Origin of the sequence: Streptomyces sp. NPDC050504 (assembly GCF_044458065.1) — a bacterium.
Taxonomy (GTDB): domain Bacteria; phylum Actinomycetota; class Actinomycetes; order Streptomycetales; family Streptomycetaceae; genus Streptomyces.
Genome location: NZ_JBITHO010000002.1, coordinates 582,260 through 603,472 on the forward strand (window position 1 = coordinate 582,260; position 21,213 = coordinate 603,472).

The 21,213-nt window shown below is 68.7% G+C and carries 17 protein-coding genes; 10 read left to right on the forward strand and 7 right to left on the reverse strand.

The genetic code is table 11. The features are described 5' to 3' along the window. Positions 1-40 precede the first annotated feature (40 nt). The 4 genes from ACIBNE_RS08445 to ACIBNE_RS08460 all read left to right on the forward strand — a co-directional run bounded on the left by ACIBNE_RS08445 (position 41) and on the right by ACIBNE_RS08460 (position 6,105). Positions 41-1,318, forward strand: coding sequence for an ATP/GTP-binding protein (locus tag ACIBNE_RS08445; protein ID WP_399270691.1), 1,278 nt, complete (start codon positions 41-43; stop codon positions 1,316-1,318). Then, the gene (locus ACIBNE_RS08450) at positions 1,318-2,061 is read left to right on the forward strand and encodes an RloB family protein (RefSeq protein WP_399270692.1); all 744 of its coding nucleotides are present in this window, start codon (positions 1,318-1,320) and stop codon (positions 2,059-2,061) included. The genes ACIBNE_RS08445 and ACIBNE_RS08450 overlap by 1 nt, the downstream gene beginning before the upstream one ends. Before the next feature lie 122 nt (positions 2,062-2,183). Beyond that, complete coding sequence (locus ACIBNE_RS08455) at positions 2,184-4,922, forward strand: N-6 DNA methylase (protein ID WP_399270693.1); 2,739 nt, start codon at positions 2,184-2,186, stop codon at positions 4,920-4,922. Then, complete coding sequence (locus tag ACIBNE_RS08460; protein ID WP_399270694.1) at positions 4,912-6,105, forward strand: restriction endonuclease subunit S; 1,194 nt, start codon at positions 4,912-4,914, stop codon at positions 6,103-6,105. Before ACIBNE_RS08455 ends, ACIBNE_RS08460 begins: the two co-directional genes overlap by 11 nt. Positions 6,106-6,518: 413 nt before the next feature. On the opposite strand, the gene ACIBNE_RS08465 is transcribed toward ACIBNE_RS08460, so the two are convergent. Together ACIBNE_RS08465 and ACIBNE_RS08470 are read right to left on the reverse strand one after the other, a co-directional pair. Then, positions 6,519-7,757, reverse strand: a complete 1,239-nt coding sequence (locus ACIBNE_RS08465; protein WP_399270695.1) for a helix-turn-helix domain-containing protein — start codon at positions 7,755-7,757, stop codon at positions 6,519-6,521. Positions 7,758-7,759: 2 nt separating this feature from the next. Continuing rightward, positions 7,760-8,074, reverse strand: a complete 315-nt coding sequence (locus tag ACIBNE_RS08470) for a putative quinol monooxygenase (protein WP_399270696.1) — start codon at positions 8,072-8,074, stop codon at positions 7,760-7,762. A 571-nt stretch (positions 8,075-8,645) separates the two neighbouring features. Here ACIBNE_RS08470 and ACIBNE_RS08475 point away from each other — a divergent pair. The 3 genes from ACIBNE_RS08475 to ACIBNE_RS08485 all read left to right on the forward strand — a co-directional run bounded on the left by ACIBNE_RS08475 (position 8,646) and on the right by ACIBNE_RS08485 (position 13,542). Next, the gene (locus ACIBNE_RS08475; RefSeq protein ID WP_399270697.1) at positions 8,646-8,966 is read left to right on the forward strand and encodes a hypothetical protein; all 321 of its coding nucleotides are present in this window, start codon (positions 8,646-8,648) and stop codon (positions 8,964-8,966) included. 129 nt (positions 8,967-9,095) lie between these two features. Beyond that, entirely contained in the window at positions 9,096-12,737 is a 3,642-nt protein-coding gene (locus ACIBNE_RS08480) for a type I restriction endonuclease subunit R (protein WP_399270698.1), read from the forward strand. 13 nt (positions 12,738-12,750) lie between these two features. After that, positions 12,751-13,542, forward strand: coding sequence for a M48 family metallopeptidase (locus tag ACIBNE_RS08485; RefSeq protein WP_399270699.1), 792 nt, complete (start codon positions 12,751-12,753; stop codon positions 13,540-13,542). A 63-nt stretch (positions 13,543-13,605) separates the two neighbouring features. On the opposite strand, the gene ACIBNE_RS08490 is transcribed toward ACIBNE_RS08485, so the two are convergent. Together ACIBNE_RS08490 and mshA are read right to left on the reverse strand one after the other, a co-directional pair. Then, the gene (locus ACIBNE_RS08490) at positions 13,606-14,094 is read right to left on the reverse strand and encodes a YbjN domain-containing protein (RefSeq protein WP_399270700.1); all 489 of its coding nucleotides are present in this window, start codon (positions 14,092-14,094) and stop codon (positions 13,606-13,608) included. Beyond that, positions 14,087-15,451 carry a D-inositol-3-phosphate glycosyltransferase gene (gene mshA / locus ACIBNE_RS08495; RefSeq protein WP_399270701.1) on the reverse strand — a complete coding sequence of 455 codons (1,365 nt, stop codon included), beginning with the start codon at positions 15,449-15,451 and terminating at the stop codon, positions 14,087-14,089. The genes ACIBNE_RS08490 and mshA overlap by 8 nt, the downstream gene beginning before the upstream one ends. A gap of 169 nt (positions 15,452-15,620) precedes the next feature. On the opposite strand from mshA, the gene ACIBNE_RS08500 reads away from it, so the two are divergent. The 3 genes from ACIBNE_RS08500 to ACIBNE_RS08510 all read left to right on the forward strand — a co-directional run bounded on the left by ACIBNE_RS08500 (position 15,621) and on the right by ACIBNE_RS08510 (position 19,345). Next, positions 15,621-16,421, forward strand: a complete 801-nt coding sequence (locus ACIBNE_RS08500) for a class I SAM-dependent methyltransferase (RefSeq protein ID WP_399270702.1) — start codon at positions 15,621-15,623, stop codon at positions 16,419-16,421. A gap of 239 nt (positions 16,422-16,660) precedes the next feature. Continuing rightward, on the forward strand, positions 16,661-17,725 hold the full coding sequence (locus ACIBNE_RS08505; RefSeq protein WP_399270703.1) for an NlpC/P60 family protein: 1,065 nt from the start codon (positions 16,661-16,663) through the stop codon (positions 17,723-17,725). 207 nt (positions 17,726-17,932) lie between these two features. Then, positions 17,933-19,345, forward strand: a complete 1,413-nt coding sequence (locus ACIBNE_RS08510; RefSeq protein ID WP_399270704.1) for a PP2C family protein-serine/threonine phosphatase — start codon at positions 17,933-17,935, stop codon at positions 19,343-19,345. 53 nt (positions 19,346-19,398) lie between these two features. Here ACIBNE_RS08510 and ACIBNE_RS08515 read toward each other — a convergent pair whose 3' ends face one another. From ACIBNE_RS08515 to ACIBNE_RS08525, 3 genes are all read right to left on the reverse strand, one after another. Next, positions 19,399-19,743 carry a DUF2516 family protein gene (locus tag ACIBNE_RS08515; protein ID WP_399270705.1) on the reverse strand — a complete coding sequence of 115 codons (345 nt, stop codon included), beginning with the start codon at positions 19,741-19,743 and terminating at the stop codon, positions 19,399-19,401. Between the two features lie 216 nt (positions 19,744-19,959). Further along, a complete protein-coding gene (locus tag ACIBNE_RS08520; RefSeq protein WP_399270706.1) occupies positions 19,960-20,580 on the reverse strand; it encodes a hypothetical protein in 621 nt (206 codons plus the stop codon). Positions 20,581-20,613: 33 nt separating this feature from the next. Beyond that, positions 20,614-21,120, reverse strand: coding sequence for a helix-turn-helix domain-containing protein (locus tag ACIBNE_RS08525; protein WP_399270707.1), 507 nt, complete (start codon positions 21,118-21,120; stop codon positions 20,614-20,616). Between the last annotated feature and the right edge of the window lie 93 nt (positions 21,121-21,213).

A 21,213-nucleotide genomic window follows, 5' to 3' on the forward strand; every position in this document is an offset into this window, starting at 1 on the left:
GCCTACGCCACTAGCCTGTGCGCGAGGAGAGGAGGGCGCTGTGCTGCTGAGGTTCCGTGTGGCGAACGTACGGTCCCTGCGCGACGAGCAGGAGTTGTCCTTCACCGTTCCCGCAGGCCACCCGCCAGGTCCCGCCCACGGGGTGGAGACATCGGACGGCAAGACTCTTGAGGTCTACCCGCTGGTCGGCATCTTCGGCGCGAACGCGTCGGGCAAGTCCAACGTCCTCACCGCACTCTCCAGAATGCGGGACGCCGTCCTCGATTCGTATTCCAGGTGGACGTCGTACCGGGGCATCCCGCGCGAGGAGTTCGCGCTGGACGAGAAGTCGGCGGACGACACCTCCTTCTACGAGGTCGACTTCCTCGATGCGGACAGCATTCGCTGGACCTACGGTTTCGAGCTCGGTGCCACCCGCGTCGAGGCGGAGTGGCTGCACTCGTATCCGAAGGGACGGCGCCAGGTCTGGCTCGACCGGGACGCCGCACGCCCGGAGGAGTACGACTTCCCCGGTGGCCGCATTCAGGATCGCGCGCTGCTGGCCCGTACCACCCGGTCCAACGCGCTCTTCCTCTCCCGTGCCGCCACGGACAACCACCCCCAGCTCTCGCCGCTCTATCACTGGTTCGAGCGCAATCTGTGGCTGATCACTCCGGAGACCGAGCGGCGCGAGCGCGAGCAGTTCACCGCGCGCCGCCTCCAGGAAAGCAAGCAGTCGCGACTGCGTATCGAGGAACTGCTGCGGGTGGCGGACCTCGGCATCAGCGGCACGCAGATCGACCAGGAACCGGGCCGGCCGCCCACTGTCCAGCTCCTGCACGGCTCAGGCACGCTGCTCGACTGGAACCTTGAGTCGTACGGAACCCGGTCCTGGTTCGCACTGCTGGGCCCGATGCTGCTCGCCCTGGAGGAAGGGGCGGTACTACTGGTCGATGAACTCGACGCCAGCCTGCACCCCCGGTTCGCAGCCGAGGTCGTACGTATCTTCCACGACCCGGACGTCAACCCGCGCGGCGCGCAGTTGGTCTTCACCTCGCACGACCCGTCGCTGCTGCGCACCCCGGCGGGAGGCCGGCTGCTGGACCCCGGGCAGGTGTGGCTGACGGAGAAGGACCAGAACGGTGCCACCGAGCTGTATCCGCTGACAGCGGCCGAGCCCGGTGAGCTGGAAGACCTGATGAGTTCGTATCTGGCGGGGTCGTTCGGTGCGGTACCGGATGTCACCGAGGGTCAGGTGGCCCGCCGTCTGCTGGCGACGCGTCTCCTCACGGATTCCACGGCGGACAAGGCAGCCACGATGGGGGCGGAGCGGGACTGATGGCAGCACGGGCTAGAGGCAAGGATTCGGCGACGGACCGCAAGCAGCGGGCGTCCCTGCGGCAGCCCACGGTGTGGGTGTACACCGAGGGCACGGTCACCGAGCCCCAGTACGTCGACATCGTCCGCCAGTGGCGTGACCCCTCGGTACGTCTCTCCGTGCACATCGCCAACGACGAGCGCACTCACGGTGGCACTAAGGGCCCGAAGAACTCACGGCACTCACGCAAGCCGCTGGACCTCCTGGACCAGGCCCTGGACAAGCTGCGCGAGGAGAAGCGCAAGGAGAGAAAGGAGAGGTGGCCCAAGCCGCCCACAGGCTACCGGTGGACCACGGTGTGGTGTCTCTTCGACCGGGACGACCACAAAGGCGTGGACGACATCATGCGCCGGGTCGATGAGGAGTGGAAGGCCGAGGGCGTGGACGACATCAGGGACGCGAGCCTGCGGGTCGCCTATTCCCACCCCTGCTTCGAGCTGTGGCGACTGCTGCACCACCAGGACTACACGAGCACGTTTGGCCGGAACTGCGACGCCGCCGCCCAGCGGCTTCCCTTCTTCACCACCAAGGATCAGGCCAAGATCGTGCGTACCGAACAGATCAAGGACGGGTACAAGCTGGCCAAGCAGCGCGCCCAGCGGATCAACGCTAAGCACGCCGCGCACGTCCCCCACAGCCGGCGCGACCCCTACACGGACGTCTGGCGTTTCGTGGAGGACGGCCTGCGCGTCACGGATTACTAGACGCTCGCGTCACGGATTACGCATTACGCATCACTGCGGAGAGTTTCCCTGCCGGGGCCGGTCGGCCGTACGCTTCCGCCCGTACGAAGACCACCGGACAACAGCGCAGGGAGCTTCCTTCCGTGGCAAAGCTCACGCTCGCCCAACTTGAGCGCCACCTCTTCGCGGCGGCGGACATTCTGCGCGGCACCATGGATGCCGCCGAATACAAGGACTTCATCTTCGTCCTGCTGTTCCTGAAGCGGGTCAATGACGAGTTCGAGGCCGCGCACGAGGAAATCCTCCACGAGGAGCTCGCCCGTGGGGTCTCTCCCGAGGCTGCCGCGAAGGAGGCCGAGAACGTCGACAAGTACGTCGTCCGCCGTGTGCTGTACGTACCGGAGAAGGCCCGCTGGGAGCACCTGCTGGGGGCGGTCGATGACATTGCCACCTCCTACCTCCGGGATGCGCTGGACAAGCTGGAGGCCCAGGAGGGCAACGAAAAGCTGGCAGGACTCTTCCAGCACGTGAACTTCAACCGCATCGGCGGCGGCTCCGGCAGCGGCGCCGCTTCGGCGAAGCTCGCCGACCAGCGGCTGGCGGCCCTGATCCAGCACTTCAATACCTTGCGGCTACGCGGCGAGGACTTCGAGTTCCCCGACATGATCGGTGCGGCGTACGAGTACCTGATCAAGGAGTTCGCGGACTCGGCGGGCAGCAAGGGCGGCGAATTCTACACCCCGCGTGCGGTGGTGCGGATGATGGTGGAGCTGGCCAGACCGCACGCCAAGATGAAGATCTACGATCCGTGCGTCGGCTCCGGCGGAATGCTCATCCACGCCAAGGAGTACATCGACGAGCACGGCGGCGACTCGGAGGACCTCTTCCTCGCCGGCCAGGACGCGAACAGCGGCTCATGGGTGATGGCGACCATGAACATGCTCTTCCACGGGGCTCACGACTTCGAGCTGCACACCGGGGACACCCTCAGTAATCCCCTGCACGAGGAGCGCGACTTCGACCTCGTGCTGAGCAACCCGCCCTTCTCGATGGACTACGACGCCTCCGCGATCGAAGACATCAAAGACCGGATGTCGTACGGGGAGACGTCGGAGCGCGGCAAGGCCGACCTGATGTTCCTCCAGCACATGCTGGCGATGGCGGCAGACGCCGAGGGGTCCGTCTTCACGGTCATGCCGCACGGGGTGCTCTTCCGGGGCAGCACGGAGGAGAAGATCCGGGCGAAGCTGATCGAGGCCGACCTGATCGAGGCGGTCATCGGCCTCGCCCCGAACCTCTTCTACGGCACGGGCATCCCGGCGTGCGTCCTCGTCCTGCGTGCGGGCGGCAAGCCGCAGACGAGCGACCGGGCCGGTCACGTCCTCTTCATCAACGCGGACCGCGAATTCCACTCCGAGCGCGCACAGAACATCCTGCTCCCCGAACACGTCGAGAAGATCGTCTCCACCTTCCACGCCACGGACCACGCGACGAAGCCGGGCCAGCACGGGACCGACTTCGCGCGCCTGGTCCCGCTCGACGAAATCCGCGAGAACAACTACAACCTCAACATCCGCCGGTACGTGGACAACACCCCGCCGCCAGAACCGCAGGACGTACGCGCACACCTACAGGGTGGGGTGCCCGTCGCAGAGATCGAGGCGCGATCGGAAATCCTCGGAGCGTACGGAATCCGAAACACCGCCCTCTTCGTCCCGCGTGCGGACGGCGAGGCGTACGTCGACTTCCTGCCGGAGGGCGAACGTCCGGACGCAGCCCGGCTGGCCGAGCTGGCGGCACCGCGCGAGAAGGAGCTGCTGGAGGCGTTCGAGGAGTGGTGGACGACGGAATCGGACGCCATCGCGAATCTGGCTCCGCCGGAGGGCCCCGAGGACGACCGCACGGACAGCGAGCGCAAGGCCCAACTCGCCCGCCTGCGAGCCGACTTGATCAGCACCTTCACGCAGCGCCTCGGCAAGGTCGGCCTGCTCGACCGGTACGCGCTGGCGGGCGCGGTCGCGGGCTGGTGGCACGAGGCGAAGTACGAGCTGATGGCGCTGGCCGGGAACGGCTTCGGGGAAGTCGTGAACGGTTGGGTCGAAACGGTCGAGGGCATGCTCCAGCCCGACCGCGACCCACGAACGGGCGGCACGCGCAAGCGGACGGGGGCGGAGCGGCGGCAGGCGTACGACCACAAGGTGGTCGCGGCCATCGCCCCCGATTTCTTGCGTCAGCTGGCGGAGGCGGACGCGCGGAAGGCGGAGCTGGACGGGAAGTGGAAGCAGGCGCAGGAGGCGGAGGCGGCGTTTGCAGCCGCTGCGGCGTCGGCAGCGGACACCGACCCTGATTCCGACTCCGCCTCTGCCTCCGCCTCTGACGAATCGGACTCCTCACCGGACGCGGACCTGGCCCTGCCCGTACCGCTCCTCAGCGCGGAGGACCTGGCCGCCCTGAAGAAGGACCGTACGAAGGCCAACGCGGCGGTGAAGAAGCTGGAGAACGACTTCTGGCCTCTGGAGTCGGCCCACCACCCGAAGAAACCTGCTGCCGCAGCATCGACGCCCTCCCCCTCGGACGCCCAGCAGGCCTTGATGGACGTACCTCCCGAGCCGACGAAGGCCCTCCCCGATCCCGGCTTGACGCAGGCACGCGTCGCACTGGCAGAGGCGCGGGGCGAGCGCGGGGTAGTCCTGGGAATCCTCCGCGCCGACCTCGCGTCAAAGCTGGAAGGTCACATGTCTCGCAGGCGACGTGAATTGGTAACGGCCTACCAAGCATGGGAGGAGAAGTACGTGGTGTCGCTGCGAGACATCGAAGCGCGGCGCGCGAAGGCTACCGCAACGCTGGAGGACTTCCTGAAGGAGCTCGGTTATGCGGACTAATTCTGAGGTCACTTGGGTCCCGATCCGGGAACTCGGCGAAGTTCGCATGGGCAAGCAGCTCTCCCCAGCCAGCCGGACCACCGGGCAGCAGTACCCATACCTGCGCGTGGCGAACGTGTTCGACGGCCGTATCGACTACTCCGACGTGAACACGATGGGGTTCACGTCTGCTGAGCGCAAGACGTACAGCCTTCGCCCTGGAGACATCCTCTTGAACGAGGGGCAAAGTCTCGAACTCGTCGGCCGCAGCGCAATTTACGACGGGCCGGCGGGGGCTTTCTGCTTCCAGAACACTCTGGTGAGATTCAGGCCGGGCCCGCAAGTGCTCCCCAACTACGCACAGATCATCTTCAGCCACTGGCTCGCCACTGGCGTCTTTGCGTCTATCGCCAAGAAGACCACGAGCATCGCACATCTAGGCGGAGACCGATTCTCCGCCCTGCAATTCCCGGTCATCCCGATGGAACATCAGAATAGAATCGCAAAGATCTCTAAATCACTCACAGAAAGCGAGCTACTCATCAGCACAGAGACCCACAAAAGGTCTCTTATTTCCTCAGAAGCCATCGAGCAGCTAATTGCCAAAATTCCAGCATCCCAGTACACCCTCCTGAGCAACATCGCCAGAGTGTCTGGCGGAGTAACTCTAGGTCGCGACATCCCAGCAGGTGCCGCTATCAGCCTCCCCTACTTGCGCGTGGCTAACGTCCAAGATGGACACATCGACTGCACCGACATGAAGTCGACCCAGGTACTCAGCAGCGAAGTCGAGAGATACCGAGTCAAAAAAGGAGATCTCCTACTCACCGAAGGGGGAGATATTGACAAATTGGGACGAGGCGCCCTGTGGGATGGAAGGATCGACCCGTGCCTCCACCAGAATCACGTATTTCGAGTCACCTGCGAGTCACCTCTGGACCCACGCTTCCTCGAACGTTACACATCTTCCCGGCCTGGGCGTCGATACTTTCTGAAGGTCGCCAAACAGACGACCAATCTGGCATCAATTAACTCCACGCAACTAAAAGAAATGCCGATCCCCTGCCCTCCACCCGCAACCCAACGAACTGTTATCGAATTTTCCGAAGCGGCAAAAGAGCACCAAGCCGCCATGCGATCTGAGCAGGCAAAGCTCAAAGCAATCAGAAATGGAATCTTGGCTGATCTCCTGATGGATCACTAACCGGTTTATCCCCCCTGCGACAGAGAGGGGGGATAAACTCATTCACCAATCGCAAACCGACTAACCGAGGGACGCCGACTGGATGCCGCAATTTACCGAGTTCACTGCAATAACCGTTTGCGAGCCACCAGTCAGTGCAACCAGGATCAGACCTGACCCTATCGCCTGCCCCATTCCGCTTCCGACCTGGGAAGCAATCAACCTTGCACGCCGCAACAGAGCCTTCTTGTAGCGAGCTACATTCTTCCCCATGGGCCACACTCCTCTTCCATGGACAGCAAGGCCAAGCACTGCCCGTTTCTCTTCGAGGAATATTTAAGACCGAAACTCGTGGCTCAGAAAGATAGTTTCGAGACGATCTGGCGGGCTCACAGGTCGAGTTTGACTGGTACTGACATTGCGTACCCGCTGGATCACGCCATCGCGTCCGCCCGCTCCGCCAGGCCTCTCAGCTCCGGCGAAGCACCCCGCCCCTCCAGCAACATCAGTTCGCGAATGACGTTCCGCGCAGCCACATGCCCGCGGATCAAATCGGGGGAGATCTCCTCCGCCCGCAGCAGACACTCCAGCGCGTCGCCGCCCTGATGGCGCTGGGCGTGCGCGCGGCCGACGTCCAGGAGTAGGCGGGAGCGGCGTTCGGCGGAGAGTGGTTCGGAGTTGAAGTTCTTGGCGAGGTCGAGGGCCTCTCCGGCGTCTCCCAGGTCCACTGCCGTGGAGATCGCCTGGACCTCAACGTTGGCCGGGCCGAACTCCAAATTGAAGTCGTTCCGTTCGGCACCGATGCGTGCTGCTACCGCTCGCGCCTTGTCGACCTGGCTGCGTGCGCTCGTCCGCTCTCCGGCTCGCGCATGAACCAGCGCCAACGCAAGGTGAAGCGAGCCGAGTACCGACAGCTCCTCGGGCGGCGTCGTGTCAGGTTCAGCATGTGGGGCAAGGGCATTGAGGGCGGTGGCCGCCGCGTGCTCGGCCTGGTCCAGGTGTTGGAGCCGCACGAAGGCGTGGACCAAACGGAAAACGCCGACGAAGACTCCGAGCGGGTCGCCGGCCAGCTCGGACTGCCTGATCGCCCTGTCTGCCGCTACCCACGCCGCGTCGCCTTCGTCTTGTCGCACGAAAGCGGCTGCAAGTGCCTGGTAGGTACGAGCCAACAGGCTGTGAGCCGTCTGCTGGTCCGCAGCGGACGTAGTGCGGGTAGCGCGTTCCAGGCGAGGCACCAACAGCCCGAGAGACGCGCTCAGTTCGGCGAAGCGACCGGCATGCGTGAGCTCCCAGATCTCGTCGACCTCCTCACGCAATTCCGACAACAGTTCAGGACGGGTGTCCTCGCGCGGAATGAGCAGCACATCGAGTGCTGCGTGCCCGGAGATCAACAAGCGAGCTTGGTCCAGGTCGCTCGGCGTACTCCCGTCCGCGGGTCCGGGCTCAGCGGAGCCGGTTGCCTCGGGCTGGAGTATCTGAAGAGAGACACCGAGACCGTCCGCGAGCAGCCGTAGCACATCAAGTCGGTTGACCGGCTGGATTCCCCGTTCCACCTGGGACATCCAGCTTGCCGTGCGCCCAATCCGGGCAGCCAATTCGATCTGCGTGAGACCACGCTGCCCTCGCAGTTCGGCCACTCGCCTACCGAAGGCCCGGCGTCTCTCCGAGGACACGATTACGCCGCCGCCTTTCCGTCGATCTGGTTGAGGAACGTTACTTCGACCTCGGAGAGGTACTGCTCCCGTTCCTTGAGGAAGTACCGGGTGTGCGGCTGCTCTTCGTGCGCCTCGAACGCAGAGCGGTCCCGGTACAGCTCGTAGAAGACGCGGACGAGCGGCTCGCCCACCGGCTCGTGGATCACGTACGACAACGTTCCGGGCTCGGCTTCTCTGATGCCCTCCAAGGTTCGAACACACAACTGGTCAAAGGCGGTTGCTGCCCGCTGATCGTGCAGCACGAAGCGCACCACCAAGGCATATCCCATGCTCATGAGCCCTCCTCCTCGTCCTGACGAGTCTGCCAGGCGCACAACTAGGCTACGAGTCGTAGAATTTCTCAACTCGCAGAGTTTCTGCTAGTACACTCGTAGCCGTGGCGGCATGCAGGGTGACCTCCCTGTGGGCGAGCTACCGGGCGGCGTCACCGCGTGCCACGTGTACCTACGCAAAACCCCCGCGGCCGCGTCAACGGCCCGGAGGCATGGACAACCTGAGAAAGCAGGTCGACATGTACCAAGGTATCGCCCGATTCTTCAAGCAGCTGCTGAGGCTGCTCATCCCCGCCCGAGGGCGGCACAGGCGCGTGGGAGTGGCGTACCGCGCCCGCCGTGCACAGGCCCCGGATCACCGCACCGTACTCCTGGGCGCGACCCGACCCTCTCCCGCTCCGGCCCCACCACTGCGGGGCGAGGACTCGTTCCTCGTACGCCCGTATCTGCGGTCTCACGAAGAACACGTGACGAACGAGGACCGGCTGCGGCAGCAGCGACGGCAAGCGCTCTGGTTCGCGACCTTCGGGATCGATCTCGATACGCGGGACATCCACTGGGTGGGGGCCGCCTGATGGGTACCGAAGAGCGCATCGCGCGGCTGCTGCCGTGGGCCGGACCGGAGGGGAAGCCCTGTTACGTGCTCACCGATGACGCGGGCGGGTACGTGTCGCGGATCGCCGATCAGGTCGAGGCCGTACAGCTGGGGATGGGGAATGAACTTCTTGGGCATGCAAGGGAGTTGATCGACGACCCGAAGGTCGACGCCGCCCAGCTCCGGTTTCTGTCCGCGCGACTGACCGAGGCGCTGTCCGACGCCGTACGGGTCGCGGAGAGCAGGGGAGCGCGGCTTCCCGAAGGCCCGGAGACGGCAGGCGAGGAAGAGGTCGAGTAGGGCAAGCCGTACGTCCGCCGAGGTCACCGGTCCGCATCCCGGTGGCCTCGGTTTGGTGTGATCACGTTCAGCTTCCGTGCCTCTGCCGCACAATGGCTCCACGTGAAGAAGCGGCGGAGGGTGCGGGGCGTGGCGCGCAGTGAGGTCGAGCGGGACGAGGTCGAGGGCCCGTTCATCCAGCAGTTGGAGTCGATGGGCTGGACTCATGTGCGGGGCAAGGATCTCGCTGACGAGGGGCGCGCGTATACGGACGTACTCCTCAAAAGACGGCTGCGTGCTGCCGTGCGGCGGGTCAACCGGATAGCCGAGACCGACGCCGAGTGGGTCGAGGAGGTGCAGGCCGCGCAGGCGATCGCCGACCTCGCGGGGACCGACATCGGGCCGCAGGGGCGGAACCTGAAGGAAGGCAATTTCGCGGCGACCGAGTTGCTGCTGCACGGCTCGAAGAAGATGCGCGGGCCTGCCGCGCTCAAGGCGCAGGACGTCTTCGTCCAGTACATCGACTGGGACATCGAGGACGAGGCGAAGGCCACCAGCCGCAATGAGTTTCTGGTGGTCTCGCAGCTGCGCGTGCGGACCGCCGCCGGGTTCGAGGAGATTCCGGACCTTGTGCTGTTCGTCAACGGTATTCCGGTGGGTGTCGTCGAGTGCAAGAGCCCGGACCTTCAGAATCCGGTCCGGGCTGCCGTACGGGACCTGCGTGCGTACGCCGGACTCCAGCCGGAGCACGACGAGGAGGAGCGCGATACGCGCACCGCGCCGCGTGGCATTCCGGAGCTGTTCCGGACCGTGCAGCTGCTGATCGCGGCATCCGGCAAGACCGCGTACCTGGGGACGATCACCTCGCGGGAGCGGGACTACGCGCCGTGGCGCAGCGTGGAGCCGGACTACGAGAAGGTGGGCGACCTCAGGAACGCACTGCGGCAGGTGGGCTGTGAGCCGCGGCTGTTGGAGGCCGGGGAGGAGCCGAGTGAGCAGCAGATGCTGGTGGCTGCCGTCCTCAAGCCAGTGAATCTGCTCAACATCCTGCGGCACTACGTATTTCCGATGCCGCTGAAGCAGAAGAAGGCGAAGAAGAAGCGGGACGGTGGCGGTACCGGAGCCAGCGGTGGGGCGCCCAAGATCAAGGTGGTTTGCCGGCATCAGCAGTACCGCGCCGTGGAGAAGATGGTGGCGCGGCTGCGTGAGCGTCGTACGCCGCTCGATCCGGGTGCCACGCATGACGAGCGCGGTGGGGTCATCTGGCACACCCAGGGTTCCGGAAAGAGCCTCACCATGGCTTTCCTGGCGCGACGGCTGCATATGAGCCGGGATGTGGAGCTGAACTCCTTCACGCTGCTGGTGGTCACCGACCGCACCCAGCTCCAGCGGCAGCTGGACGCGGCCATCAGGACCGGCGGCGGGCGGTCGGTGAAGACCGCACAGAAGCGGAACGAGATCGAGGGGATGCTGCGGGATGGTGGCCGCCATGTCATCTTCTCGATGATCCAGAAGTTTGGTTTCCCCGGGAGCATTGGGCAGGACGGCGGGGACGACCGGGAGTTCGGTGAGGAGTACCGAAAGGCACGCAAGAAGCAGGCAGCGGAAGCTGCGCAGGGCAGCTCCGAGAAGGCGGGGCAGGTCGTCGTACCGCCCTACTACCCCCTGTGCACGGACAGTACGAAGGTCCTCGTCCTGGTTGACGAGGCGCACCGCTCGCACACCTCGATGCTGCACGCCTGCCTGCGCCAGGCCGCCCCCAACGCGGCACGGATCGGCTTCACCGGAACTCCGATCATGGAGGGCAAGCTCCGCGACACCGAGCGGATCTTCGGGCCGTTCATCGACACGTACAAGATGGCGGAGGCCGAGCTCGACAAGGTCGTCGTCCCGATCCGGTACGAAGGCCGGACCGGGCCCGCCGACGTACGCAAGGGCGAGGCGCTCGACGTCAAGTTCGAGAACCTGATCGCCGACCGGACCGAAGAGCAGCGCAAGGCTCTCCGGAAGAAGTACAGCCAGCCCACCGAGCGCGATGTCGCCGAGTCCCTGCCGATGATCCGGGCGAAGGCGAAGGACATGCTGGAGCACTATGTGACCCGGGTTCTGCCCGACGGGTTCAAGGCGCAGGTGGCGGCGGTCAGCCGCCCGGCGGTGGTGGCCTACCGGGACGCGCTGAACGAGGCCCGGGCGGAACTGCTGGAGCGGGTGGCCGTGTTCGCGCCCGACGGGCGCTTTCCCGAGCGGTTCAGGGGAGTGCCGCTGAAGGAATTCAGTCCGGAGGACCGGGTCCTGTACTGGGCCTGGCGGAACCAGGCCGTCATCCGGCGGATGGAGTTCGTACCGGTCATCTCCGCCGGGAAGAAGAAGGACGGCGGCTGGAGCCAGTGGACGGACGAGTCCCGGCAGCAGGCGCACATCGAACGGTTCCTCGAAGACCTGCCGGAGCTTCCCCGGGACAACCCCTGGGCGCTCACGCACGTGGCTCAGCCCGCCCCTGCGCGCCCGGCCGCCGGTGCCGGCCTGCCGTGGAGCAAGGCCGTTCCGGACCCGCCCGTACGGCCTGGGATTCCCGAGGACGCCCCGGTCGCCTTCCTCATCGTGAAGTCCATGCTGTTGACCGGCTTCGATGCGCCGATCGAGCAGGTGCTGTATCTGGACCGCCCGATCCGGGACGCCGAGTTGTTGCAGGCCGTAGCCCGTGTGAACCGGCCCGCGCCCGGCAAGGAGGGCGGCCTGGTCGTCGACTACTACGGGGTGCTCGCCCCGTTGAGCGACGCCCTGTCCGGGTACGGCAGGGAAGCCACTGCCGTACGGGCGAGCCTGCCGGGCATCGAGAAAGCGATCGTGGACGCCCAGACGGCGGCCACGAAGGTTCGCGAATTCCTCTCCGGCATGGACATCACCGACCTGGACAGTCGGGGCGGCCGGGCGCGCGCCATGCTCGCCTTGAACGACGAGAACGACCGGGCTCTCTTCGACAAGCGTCTGAAGGACTTCCTCGGCTTCCTGGAGCTCGTCTTGCCGCACGAGAAATCGCTCGCCTTCCTCGAAGACGCCACCCGGTGGGCACTGCTCCAGCAGCGCGTCCGCCAGCACTACCGGGACACTCCCGGCGGTGGCTTCCCGCTGCGGGACTACGGGCGCAAGGTGCGTGCGCTCATCGCTGAGCACCTGGAGGCTCCGGAGATCACCCAGGTCATTCCGCCGGTGTCCATCCTCTCGTCGGCGTTCGACTCCGACGTACGGGACATCGAGGACCCACGTGAGGCGGCGGCCGAGATGGAGCACGCGCTCCGTTTCCACCTGGAGGAGCACACCCGCCGGGAGGACGAGACGAAGTACCGGGCGTTGTCCAAGGCGCTCAAGGACGTCTTGGAGAACATGGACGCCCGCTGGCGCGTGGACGAGCTGGCCAAGCTGATCGACCAGGCCAGGAAGGAAGAGGAGGACGATCCGCTGCTGGCCGGGGCGGGGCCGCTGGAAAGGCGCGTACACAGCTGGCTGAAGGGCGGGATCGACGCCGCTCCCTCGATCGTGGAGCCGGAACCGGCCGAGCTGCGCAGGTTGTCGGCGGGAGTGTACGAGGTGGTCCGCAAGACGGTGCGGCCCGTTTCGTACCAGGGCAAGTCCAAGCATGTGACCCTGTTGACCGCCCATCTGACCGAGCGGCTCCGCGGGGACGGACTGAGCGCGACGACCGGTGACACGCAGGTGGAGGTGAAGGTGGTCGCCCGGCACATCGTGAATCACGTCCAGGAACACCTTCAGGCGTTCAAGAGCGAGCGGTAGGCACAATGGCGGCGTGCCGTCCTCCGATCCGCTGATGCCTGCCGCCCTGCCTGCCCGCCACCTCTCCGACGGTGACCTCCTCACCGTCGGAGAGGTGGTTCTACGGGTCCGAGTGACAACCAGGCGCACCCGGCTGGGTCTGACCGTCGAACGGGACGGGGCAGTGACGCTACGCGCCCCGGTGGAATGCGGGGAGGCGCGTGCCCGGCAGTTCGTGGAGGCGCACGCGGGGTGGATCGCGGAGAAGGCACGCCTGCGGGACCGGTTCCGGCCCGCCCACCCCTCGCGGGAACTACTGAACGGGACCGAGTTCCGCTATCTGGGACGGGCCTACCGGCTGCTGCTGGTGGACGGGCAGAACGCGGGGGATGGCGTACGGCTGAGGGCCGGACGGCTGCAACTGGCCAGGGCCGACGCAACCGATCCGGTGGTCGGGCGGACGGCGCTCGTCGGCTGGTACCGGCGGGTGGGGGCGGACTGGGCACGGGGCCGGCTCCAGCCGTGGGCCGGGCGCCTCGGCGTCGCCGAGCCCGTGGTGAAGGTGCGGGATCTCGGCCAGCGGTGGGGTACCTTCCTGCCCGGGAGAGCCGGGCAGGAAGGCGAGATGGCACTGCACTGGGCCGTCTTCCAGCTCCCGATACGGCTGGTCGATTACGTCATCGCGCACGAGTTGGCCCACATTCGGGTGTCCGGGCACGGGCCGGACTATTGGCGGCTGCTCCGCCGGGCCATTCCGGAGTGCGAGCAGCTCAAGGCGGAGCTGGACGAGATGGGGCGGCGGGTGTGGCTGGGAGGCGGCCCCTGAGCCCTTCCGGTGCTCTAGTGGCGGTTTGTCAACCGTGCGGGCTGTTCGGCTCATACTGCCGCGTCAGGCACGCGGGCGCGTCAAGTGGGTGAACGCGTCCAGGTTTCGCGTGGACTCCCCGCGCGACACCCGCCACTCGTACTCCCGCCGGATCGCACTCGCGAACCCCAGTTCGAGCAGCGTGTTGAACGCGCCGTCCGCCGCCTCCAGGACCACCCCGAGCAGCCGGTCGATCTCCGCGGGGGTCACCGCCGACAGGGGGAGCTTGCCGGTCAGGTAGACGTCACCCAGGCCGTCGACCGCGTACCCCACCCCGTACAGCCGCAGGTTCCGTTCCAGGAGCCAGCGGTGGACCCCCGCCTCGTTCTCGTCGGGGTGGCGGATCACGAAGGCGTTCAGCGACAGCGAGTGCTTCCCGACGATCAGCGAGACCGTGGTGGAGAGCTTGCGGGTGCCCGGCAGCTTCACCACGTACGAGCCGGGCTTCGGGCTCTCCCACTCCAGCTCCGCGTCCTTCAGGGTCGCTTCGAGGATGTCCCGTGCCTCAGCCATGGTGCGAGCGTACGTGACGGCGGTGCTCGCGCACCGCGTCGGTGTAGACCTCCGCCGTGGCCGCCGCCGCCGCGTCCCAGCCGAACGCCTTCGCGTGCGAAGCGGCCGCCGCGCCCATCCGGTCGACGAGGGCGGGGTCCGCCACGAAGCGGTGCAGGGCCGTGGCGTAGTCCGCCGGGTCGTGGCCCTCGACCAGGAAGCCCGTCTCCCCGTCCCGTACAGCCACCGGAAGGCCGCCGACCGCCGCCGCGACCACCGGCGTGCCGGTCGCCTGCGCCTCGATCGCGACCAGCCCGAAGGACTCGCTGTACGAGGGCATGACCAGCACGGAAGCGGCCCGGAACCAGTCGGCGAGCCCGTCCTGGTTCACCGGCGGGTGGAAGCGGACCACGTCCGCGATGCCCAGCCGCGCGGCCAGCTTCTGCAGGCCCTCGGGCTTGGCGAGGCCGCTGCCGCTGGGCCCGCCGACGACGGGCACGACCATGCGCCGGCGCAGCGAGGGGTCCCGGTCGATCAGCTCGGCCGCCGCGCGCAGCAGCACGTCGGGCGCCTTGAGCGGCTGGATGCGACCCGCGAAGAGCGGGATCAGCGCGTCCTGCGGCAGCCCGAGGCGGTGGCGGGCCGCGGCGCGGCCGTCGGCGACGCGGAAGCGCTCCAGGTTCACGCCGGGGTGCACGACGGCGACCTTCGCCGGGTCCGCGTCGTAGAAGCCGACCAGCTCCTCCGCCTCGCCCGCGGTGTTGGCGATCAGCCGGTCCGCGGCGCGCACGATCTGGGTCTCGCCGATGACGCGCGCGGCGGGTTCGGGGGTGTCGCCCTCGGCGAGCGCGGCGTTCTTGACCTTGGCCATGGTGTGCATCGCGTGGACGAGCGGCACGCCCCAGCGCTCGGCGGCGAGCCAGCCGACGTGGCCCGAGAGCCAGTAGTGGGAGTGGACCAGGTCGTAGTACCCGGGGCGGTGGCCGGCCCAGGCCTGCATCACGCCGTGCGTGAAGGCGCAGAGCTGGGCGGGCAGCTCCTCCTTGGCCAGTCCCTCGTACGGGCCCGCGTCGACGTGCCGCACGAGGACGCCGGGCGCGAGCTGCACGGTGGGCGGCAGGCCGCCGGCGGTGGCGCGGGTGAAGACCTCGACCTCGATGCCGAGGTCGGCGAGGCGTCTGGCCAGCTCCACGATGTAGACGTTCATGCCGCCCGCGTCGCCCGTGCCGGGCTGGTGCAGGGGGGAGGTGTGGACGCTGAGCATGGCGATGCGCCGGGGCCTGTGCCGGCCGCCCCTGCCGTGGGCGAGGTGCTGGCCGGGGAAGCGGATGCGTGGCGCCACGATGCTGCCGCCGAGCCGGGACACGTACTGGTTCACGTGGTCGGTCCTCCTCGCTCCAGGCATGGGCCTTGGCTCCGGGCACGGCACGGACGGGGCGCACGCGCCCCCTCCGAGACCTCGAACAGCGGAATGCTTCCTTTCATTTCCGACCCCGCCACCGCTTTGCCGAATCATTACGTTCCGGTTGGGCGCGTACCCTCGCACTATGCGCCCCGTCGGCACCGTGACCCGCGGCACCACCAATCCGAACCGGCTGCGCCGCATGGACCGCTGGATCGCCGCCGTCCACGGCCCCGCCCTGCGCCGCTGCGCCGCGCCGCCGCTCGCCGTCGACCTCGGGTACGGCGCCGCGCCCTGGACCGCCGTCGAACTGCTGACGCGGCTGCGCGCGGGGGCCGATCCGCGCACGGAGGTCACCGGCATCGAGATCGAGCCCGCGCGGGTCGCCGCCGCGAAGCCGTACGAGCGCGACGGGCTGACCTTCCGGCACGGCGGCTTCGAGCTGCCGCTCGACCGGCCGCCGCTGCTGATCAGGGCGGCGAACGTGCTGCGGCAGTACGACGAGGAGCGGGTGCCCGAGGTGTGGGCGCGGCTGTGCCGGGCGCTGGCCCCCGGCGGGCTGCTCGTCGAGGGGACCTGCGACGAGATCGGGCGGCGGCACGTGTGGGTGGCGCTGGACGGGGAAGGGCCGCGCACGGTGACGTTCGCGACCCGGCTCGGCTCGCTGGACCGCCCGTCCGACCTCGCGGAGCGGCTGCCCAAGGCGCTGATCCACCGGAACGTGCCGGGCGAGCCGGTCCACGCCTTCCTGCGGGACTTCGACCGGGCGTGGGCGGCGGCCGCCCCGTACGCCTCGCTGGGCGCGCGGCAGCGGTGGCTCAGGACGGCGCGCGACCTGTCGGCGGACTGGCCGCTGGCGGACGGGGCGCACGGGGGCGGGGCGCGGCGCCTGCGCCAGGGTGAGATCACCGTGGCCTGGGCGGCCCTGCGGCCGAACGCCCGTTGAACGCGGGACAAACCTCCCCGGACGAACGTCACCGGGGGAACGCCACACCCCCATCACTCGTCCCACACGTGGGAACGTGACGCACCGGGCGACCCGTGCGATGCCACCGACCCCTGTTTCTTTGTCCGGGGGCATGGCACCATCACGTCTGACCCAATAAGTTACTGACGGTTAGTCAGATATTGGATTTCTTACTTTTGTGGCGTTTGTTCAATTCGCCTGGAACTGGAGGGGGATCGGTGGAACGTCGCCGTACCGCAGTTGCCGCCGCGCTCACGGCGGCGTGCGCCTTGACCGTGCTGGTGTCGTCGGCGGGCATCGCGGCCGCCGAGCCCCCGCCGCCCCCCGTCTCGCCCCCGGCCTCGGGCAAGAGCCTGGAGGAAGTGCGTCTGGAGATGGAGACGCTCTACCAGAAGGCGGGCGCGGCCACGGACGCGTACAACCTCGCCGAGGAGCAGGCGAAGAAGCAGTCGGGCGAGATCGTCAAGCTCGCGAAGTCCATCGTGGACGGCGAGAAGCGGATCGCCGCGCTGAAGAACCAGGCGGGCGCGCAGGCCCGCGCCCAGTACCGCAGCGGCGGACTGCCCGCGGGCGCCCAGCTGATGCTCTCCGGGGACCCGAAGCTCTTCCTCGACGGGGTGAACCTCGCCCAGCAGAGCCAGAAGGCCGCGAAGGACCTCCTGGGTCAACTGACCCAGACCCAGGAGGACTTGAAGACGTACACCTCGGACGCGAGCACCAACTGGCAGAAGCTGGAGAACACCAGGCTCCGGCAGGCGAAGGCCAAGAAGCAGATCAACAAGCAGATAGCCGCGGCGAAGAAGCTGGAGTCGGAGCTGGCCGCGGAGCAGCGGGCGCGCCTGGCCCAACTGGAGCGCGACAGCGCGTCCCGGGCACAGGCGGCGTGGCTCGGCTCCGGGGTGCTCAAGGACATCGGCGGCAGCGGGGCGAACGCGACCGCGCGGGCCAGGGCCGCGATCGCCTTCGCCACGGCGCAGATCGGCAAGCCGTACGAGTGGGGGGCCGAGGGTCCCGACACCTTCGACTGCTCCGGTCTCACGCAGCAGGCGTGGGCGGCGGCGGGGCAGCCGATCCCGCGGACCTCGCAGGAGCAGTGGCGGCTGCTGCCGCGCGTCGACGTCAGCGACATGCGCCCTGGCGACCTGATCATCTACCACGCGGACGCGAGCCACGTGGGCATGTACATCGGCAGCGGCTCGATCATCCACTCCCCGAGGCCGGGCCGGAACGTGACGGTCGCGGGGGCGGGGTCCATGGCGATCCTCGGGGTGGTCCGCCCCTAGCGGGGCGGGGCTCCTGGCGGGAGCGGGCTGGACTCCTGACGGGGGCGGGGCTCCTGACGGGGGCGGGGGCTCCCCCGTGCCCCGTACGCGCCGTGATCTTTGTCATGGGCCGCCCACGCCCCCGCCCCGCCTGATCCGTCACGGGACGCGGCATATGCCACCATCCTCGCCCCGCGCTCCGTTCCGCATCCGAGCCCCGTACCGCTAATGTCCCTCGGCGGGGTCCAGACCTGTGCCCCCGCACGCCCTCGGGGGGAGGGAAGGACCACCAGCCCCATGCCCGCACCACCGCCACCACCACCGCCGCCACTGACCACGGCCGCCGCACCCGCCACCCCCGCCGCGCCGAAGCGCCACGGGGAGCACGACGGCACCCGCGCGCAGGGCCCCTCGGGCGACCTCACCCTCCTGGTGATCGAGGACGACCCCGCGGGCACCTTCACCGTCCCCGAGCTGCTCGACGCCGCGGGCACCCGGATCCGCATCCGCATCCGCGCCGCCCGCAACCTCACCGAGGCCGAGCGGCTGCTCACCGACGACGTGCACTGCATCCTGCTGGACCTCGCGCTGCCCGCACCCGCCGACTGCGGCAGGGACGGCCTCGGCGCCCTGCGGCACGTGCTGCGCCTGGCCCCGCACCACGCGGTCCTCGCCCTCACCGGCGAGAACGGCGCGGAGCTCGCCGAGGCGGCCGTGCGCGCGGGCGCGCAGGACTACCTCTTCAGGAACGAGCTGGACGGCCGCCAGCTGGGCCGCGCCATCCGCTACGCGGTCGAGCGCAAGCGCGCCGACCACGCCCAGCGCGCCCTCACCGAGTCGCGGCTGCGCGCCGAGGAGAACGCCAGGCTGGAGCGCGGCCTGCTGCCGACCCCGCTGCTGGAGGGCTCGTCGCTGCGGTTCGCCTCCCGCTACCGGCCCGGCCGCTCGCGCGCCCTGCTCGGCGGGGACTTCTACGACACGGTCCGCACGCCCGACGGCACGGTCCACGCGATGATCGGCGACGTCTGCGGGCACGGCCCCGACGAGGCGGCGCTCGGCGTCGAGCTGCGCATCGCCTGGCGCGCGCTGACCCTCGCGGGGCTCTGCGGCGACGCGCTGCTCTCCACCCTCCAGCAGGTCCTGGAGCACGAGCGGGAGAGCGAGGAGATCTTCGCGACCGTCTGCACGGTCGACATCGCGCCCGACGGCAGGAGCGCGGGCGTCTGCCTGGCGGGCCACCCCGCGCCGCTGATCGCCCGCCACGGCCAGGCCGCGCGGCTGCTGCCGTACGAGGACGGCGGACCGGCCCTGGGACTGCTGCCGAACGCCCGCTGGCCGCGCCGCCAGATGGAGCTGGGCGGGGCCTGGTCGCTGCTGATGTACACCGACGGCCTGATCGAGGGCCGGATCGGGGACGGGAACCGGCGCCTCGGCCAGGACGGCATGGTCGAGATGATCGACGGGCAGCTGGCGCGCGGGCTGCGCGGCGAGGAGCTGCTGGAGTCGGCGGTGGCGCGGGTGCGGGAGCTGAACGGCGGGGAGCTGACCGACGACGTGGCGCTCCTGCTGCTGGACCGGGGGCCCACGGCGGCCGGGTCGACGCGGCGACCGGCCGGATCGGCCATCGGCCCGGCTCTCTGAATCAACCCTCGGCGCGGCCCCCGGCGCGGTTTCCGGATCGGCCCCGGCTCGGCTCAGCGGCCGCCGTTGTAGGGGCCGTAGGGCCCGTCGCTGCTGGAGCCGCCGCGCCGGCCGCCGCCCGAGACCCGCTTGAGCGCGGGGCGCACGTCGACGAAGAAGACGATCGACGCGACGAGACCGGCGAGCTGGAGGGTCAGCGCCATGGGCCCCAGCGGGATCAGGTTCACGGCGGTCGTGATGCCCAGGATGATCAGCCAGAAGTTCTTGGTCTGCTTGTCGGCGGCGCGGTACGCGTCCTCGCGGGCCACTGCGGCCATGATCAGCGCGACCACGGCGCAGCCGAGGAAGAGCAGGTCGAGGATCAGCCAGAGACCGAAGTCGAACGATTCGCGCAGCATGTGAAGTGCACCGCCTCAAGAGTGGGTAAAGCGCCTCGCGGCCAAGGTACCCGCTGAACGCCCCGGGCACCCTGGAAGGTGCCCGGGGGGCGTTCGCCCCGGCCGCGCCGGACCGCGTCGGACCGCGTCACACCGCTTCGCGCCGCGTCGCACCGCACCGCGTCGCGCGGTACCGGGCGGGACCGCGAGGCGGGCGGGACCACTCGGCCGACGGAACTACTCGGCCGAGGGCGCGGTCTTCTTGGCCGCGGTCTTGCGGGCGGTGGTCTTCTTGGCGGGCGCCTTCTTCGCGGCGGGAGCGCTCTCGGCGGCGTCGCCCTCGACCGCCTCGTCCCGGGCGGCCTCGTCCTCGGCCTTGGCCGTCCCGCCCTTCGACTCGGCGTCGGACCCGGCGTCGGACTCGGCGTCCGGCTCGACGGCGACCGCGATCTCGGCGATCTCCTCGGCGGCCTCGCCGCGCCACTGCTTCACGGCCTGCTCGCCGTGCTCGGCGACCTTCTCGTACGTCTCGCGGGCCCTGACCGCGTACTCGGCGGCGACGCCGACGCTGCGCAGCGCCAGGTCCTGGGCGGTCTCGCCGAGCTTCTTCAGGTCGGTGTCGAACGCGCCGAACACCTCGGTGACCTTGGCCTGGAAGGTGGCCTGGGCCTCCTTGGCCTGGCTGGTCACCTTCTCCTGCACGGCCTTGGGGTCGGTCTGCCGCACCCGCTCGAAGCGCTCGGGCGCCTCCTCGGCGAGCTTCTTCGCCTGCTGGGCGGCGAGGTCGGCCGTACCGGCGACGAAGTAGAGGGGGGTCGGGTCGGCGAGGGTCTTGCGCAGGTCGTCGATGATGGCCATGAGGGTGGTCCTCCCGGATCGCAGATCTGTGGTTCAGTCCGTGTCGCGCGTGGCGCTCTCGGTGCGACCGCTCCCGGCGCGGTCGGCATCACCCGGGCCGGCCGTACGGGGGCCGTCTTCGGCGGTGTCCTCACCCGGTGCGCCAGGTGCGCCCGGCGTGCCCGGTGCGCCCTCTGCCGCGGCCGCGGCCGCGTCGAGCGCGTTCTCCTTGCGGAAGGACTCGTAGATCTGGAGCAGCACCTGCTTCTGCCGCTCGTTGATCGAGGGGTCGGCCAGGATGACGGCGCGCGTCTCCAGCTCGTCCCGCTCCTTCTCGTCCAGGATCCCGGCCCGTACGTACAGCGTCTCGGCGGAGATCCGCAGCGCCTTGGCGACCTGCTGGAGCACCTCGGCGCTCGGCTTGCGCAGGCCGCGCTCGATCTGGCTCAGATACGGGTTGGACACCCCGGCGGCATCGGCGAGCTGCCGCAGCGACAGCTGCGCGCTGCGCCGCTGCTCCCGCAGGTACTCACCGAGACTGCCGACGTTGAGTGATGCCATGCCCCGATGGTGCACCACCCTCGCTAACTCTTGCAAGCACCCGCTTGCAAAAGTGCGCCACGCCACTCGGGCCCGGCGGGGCGGGGGCGTTCC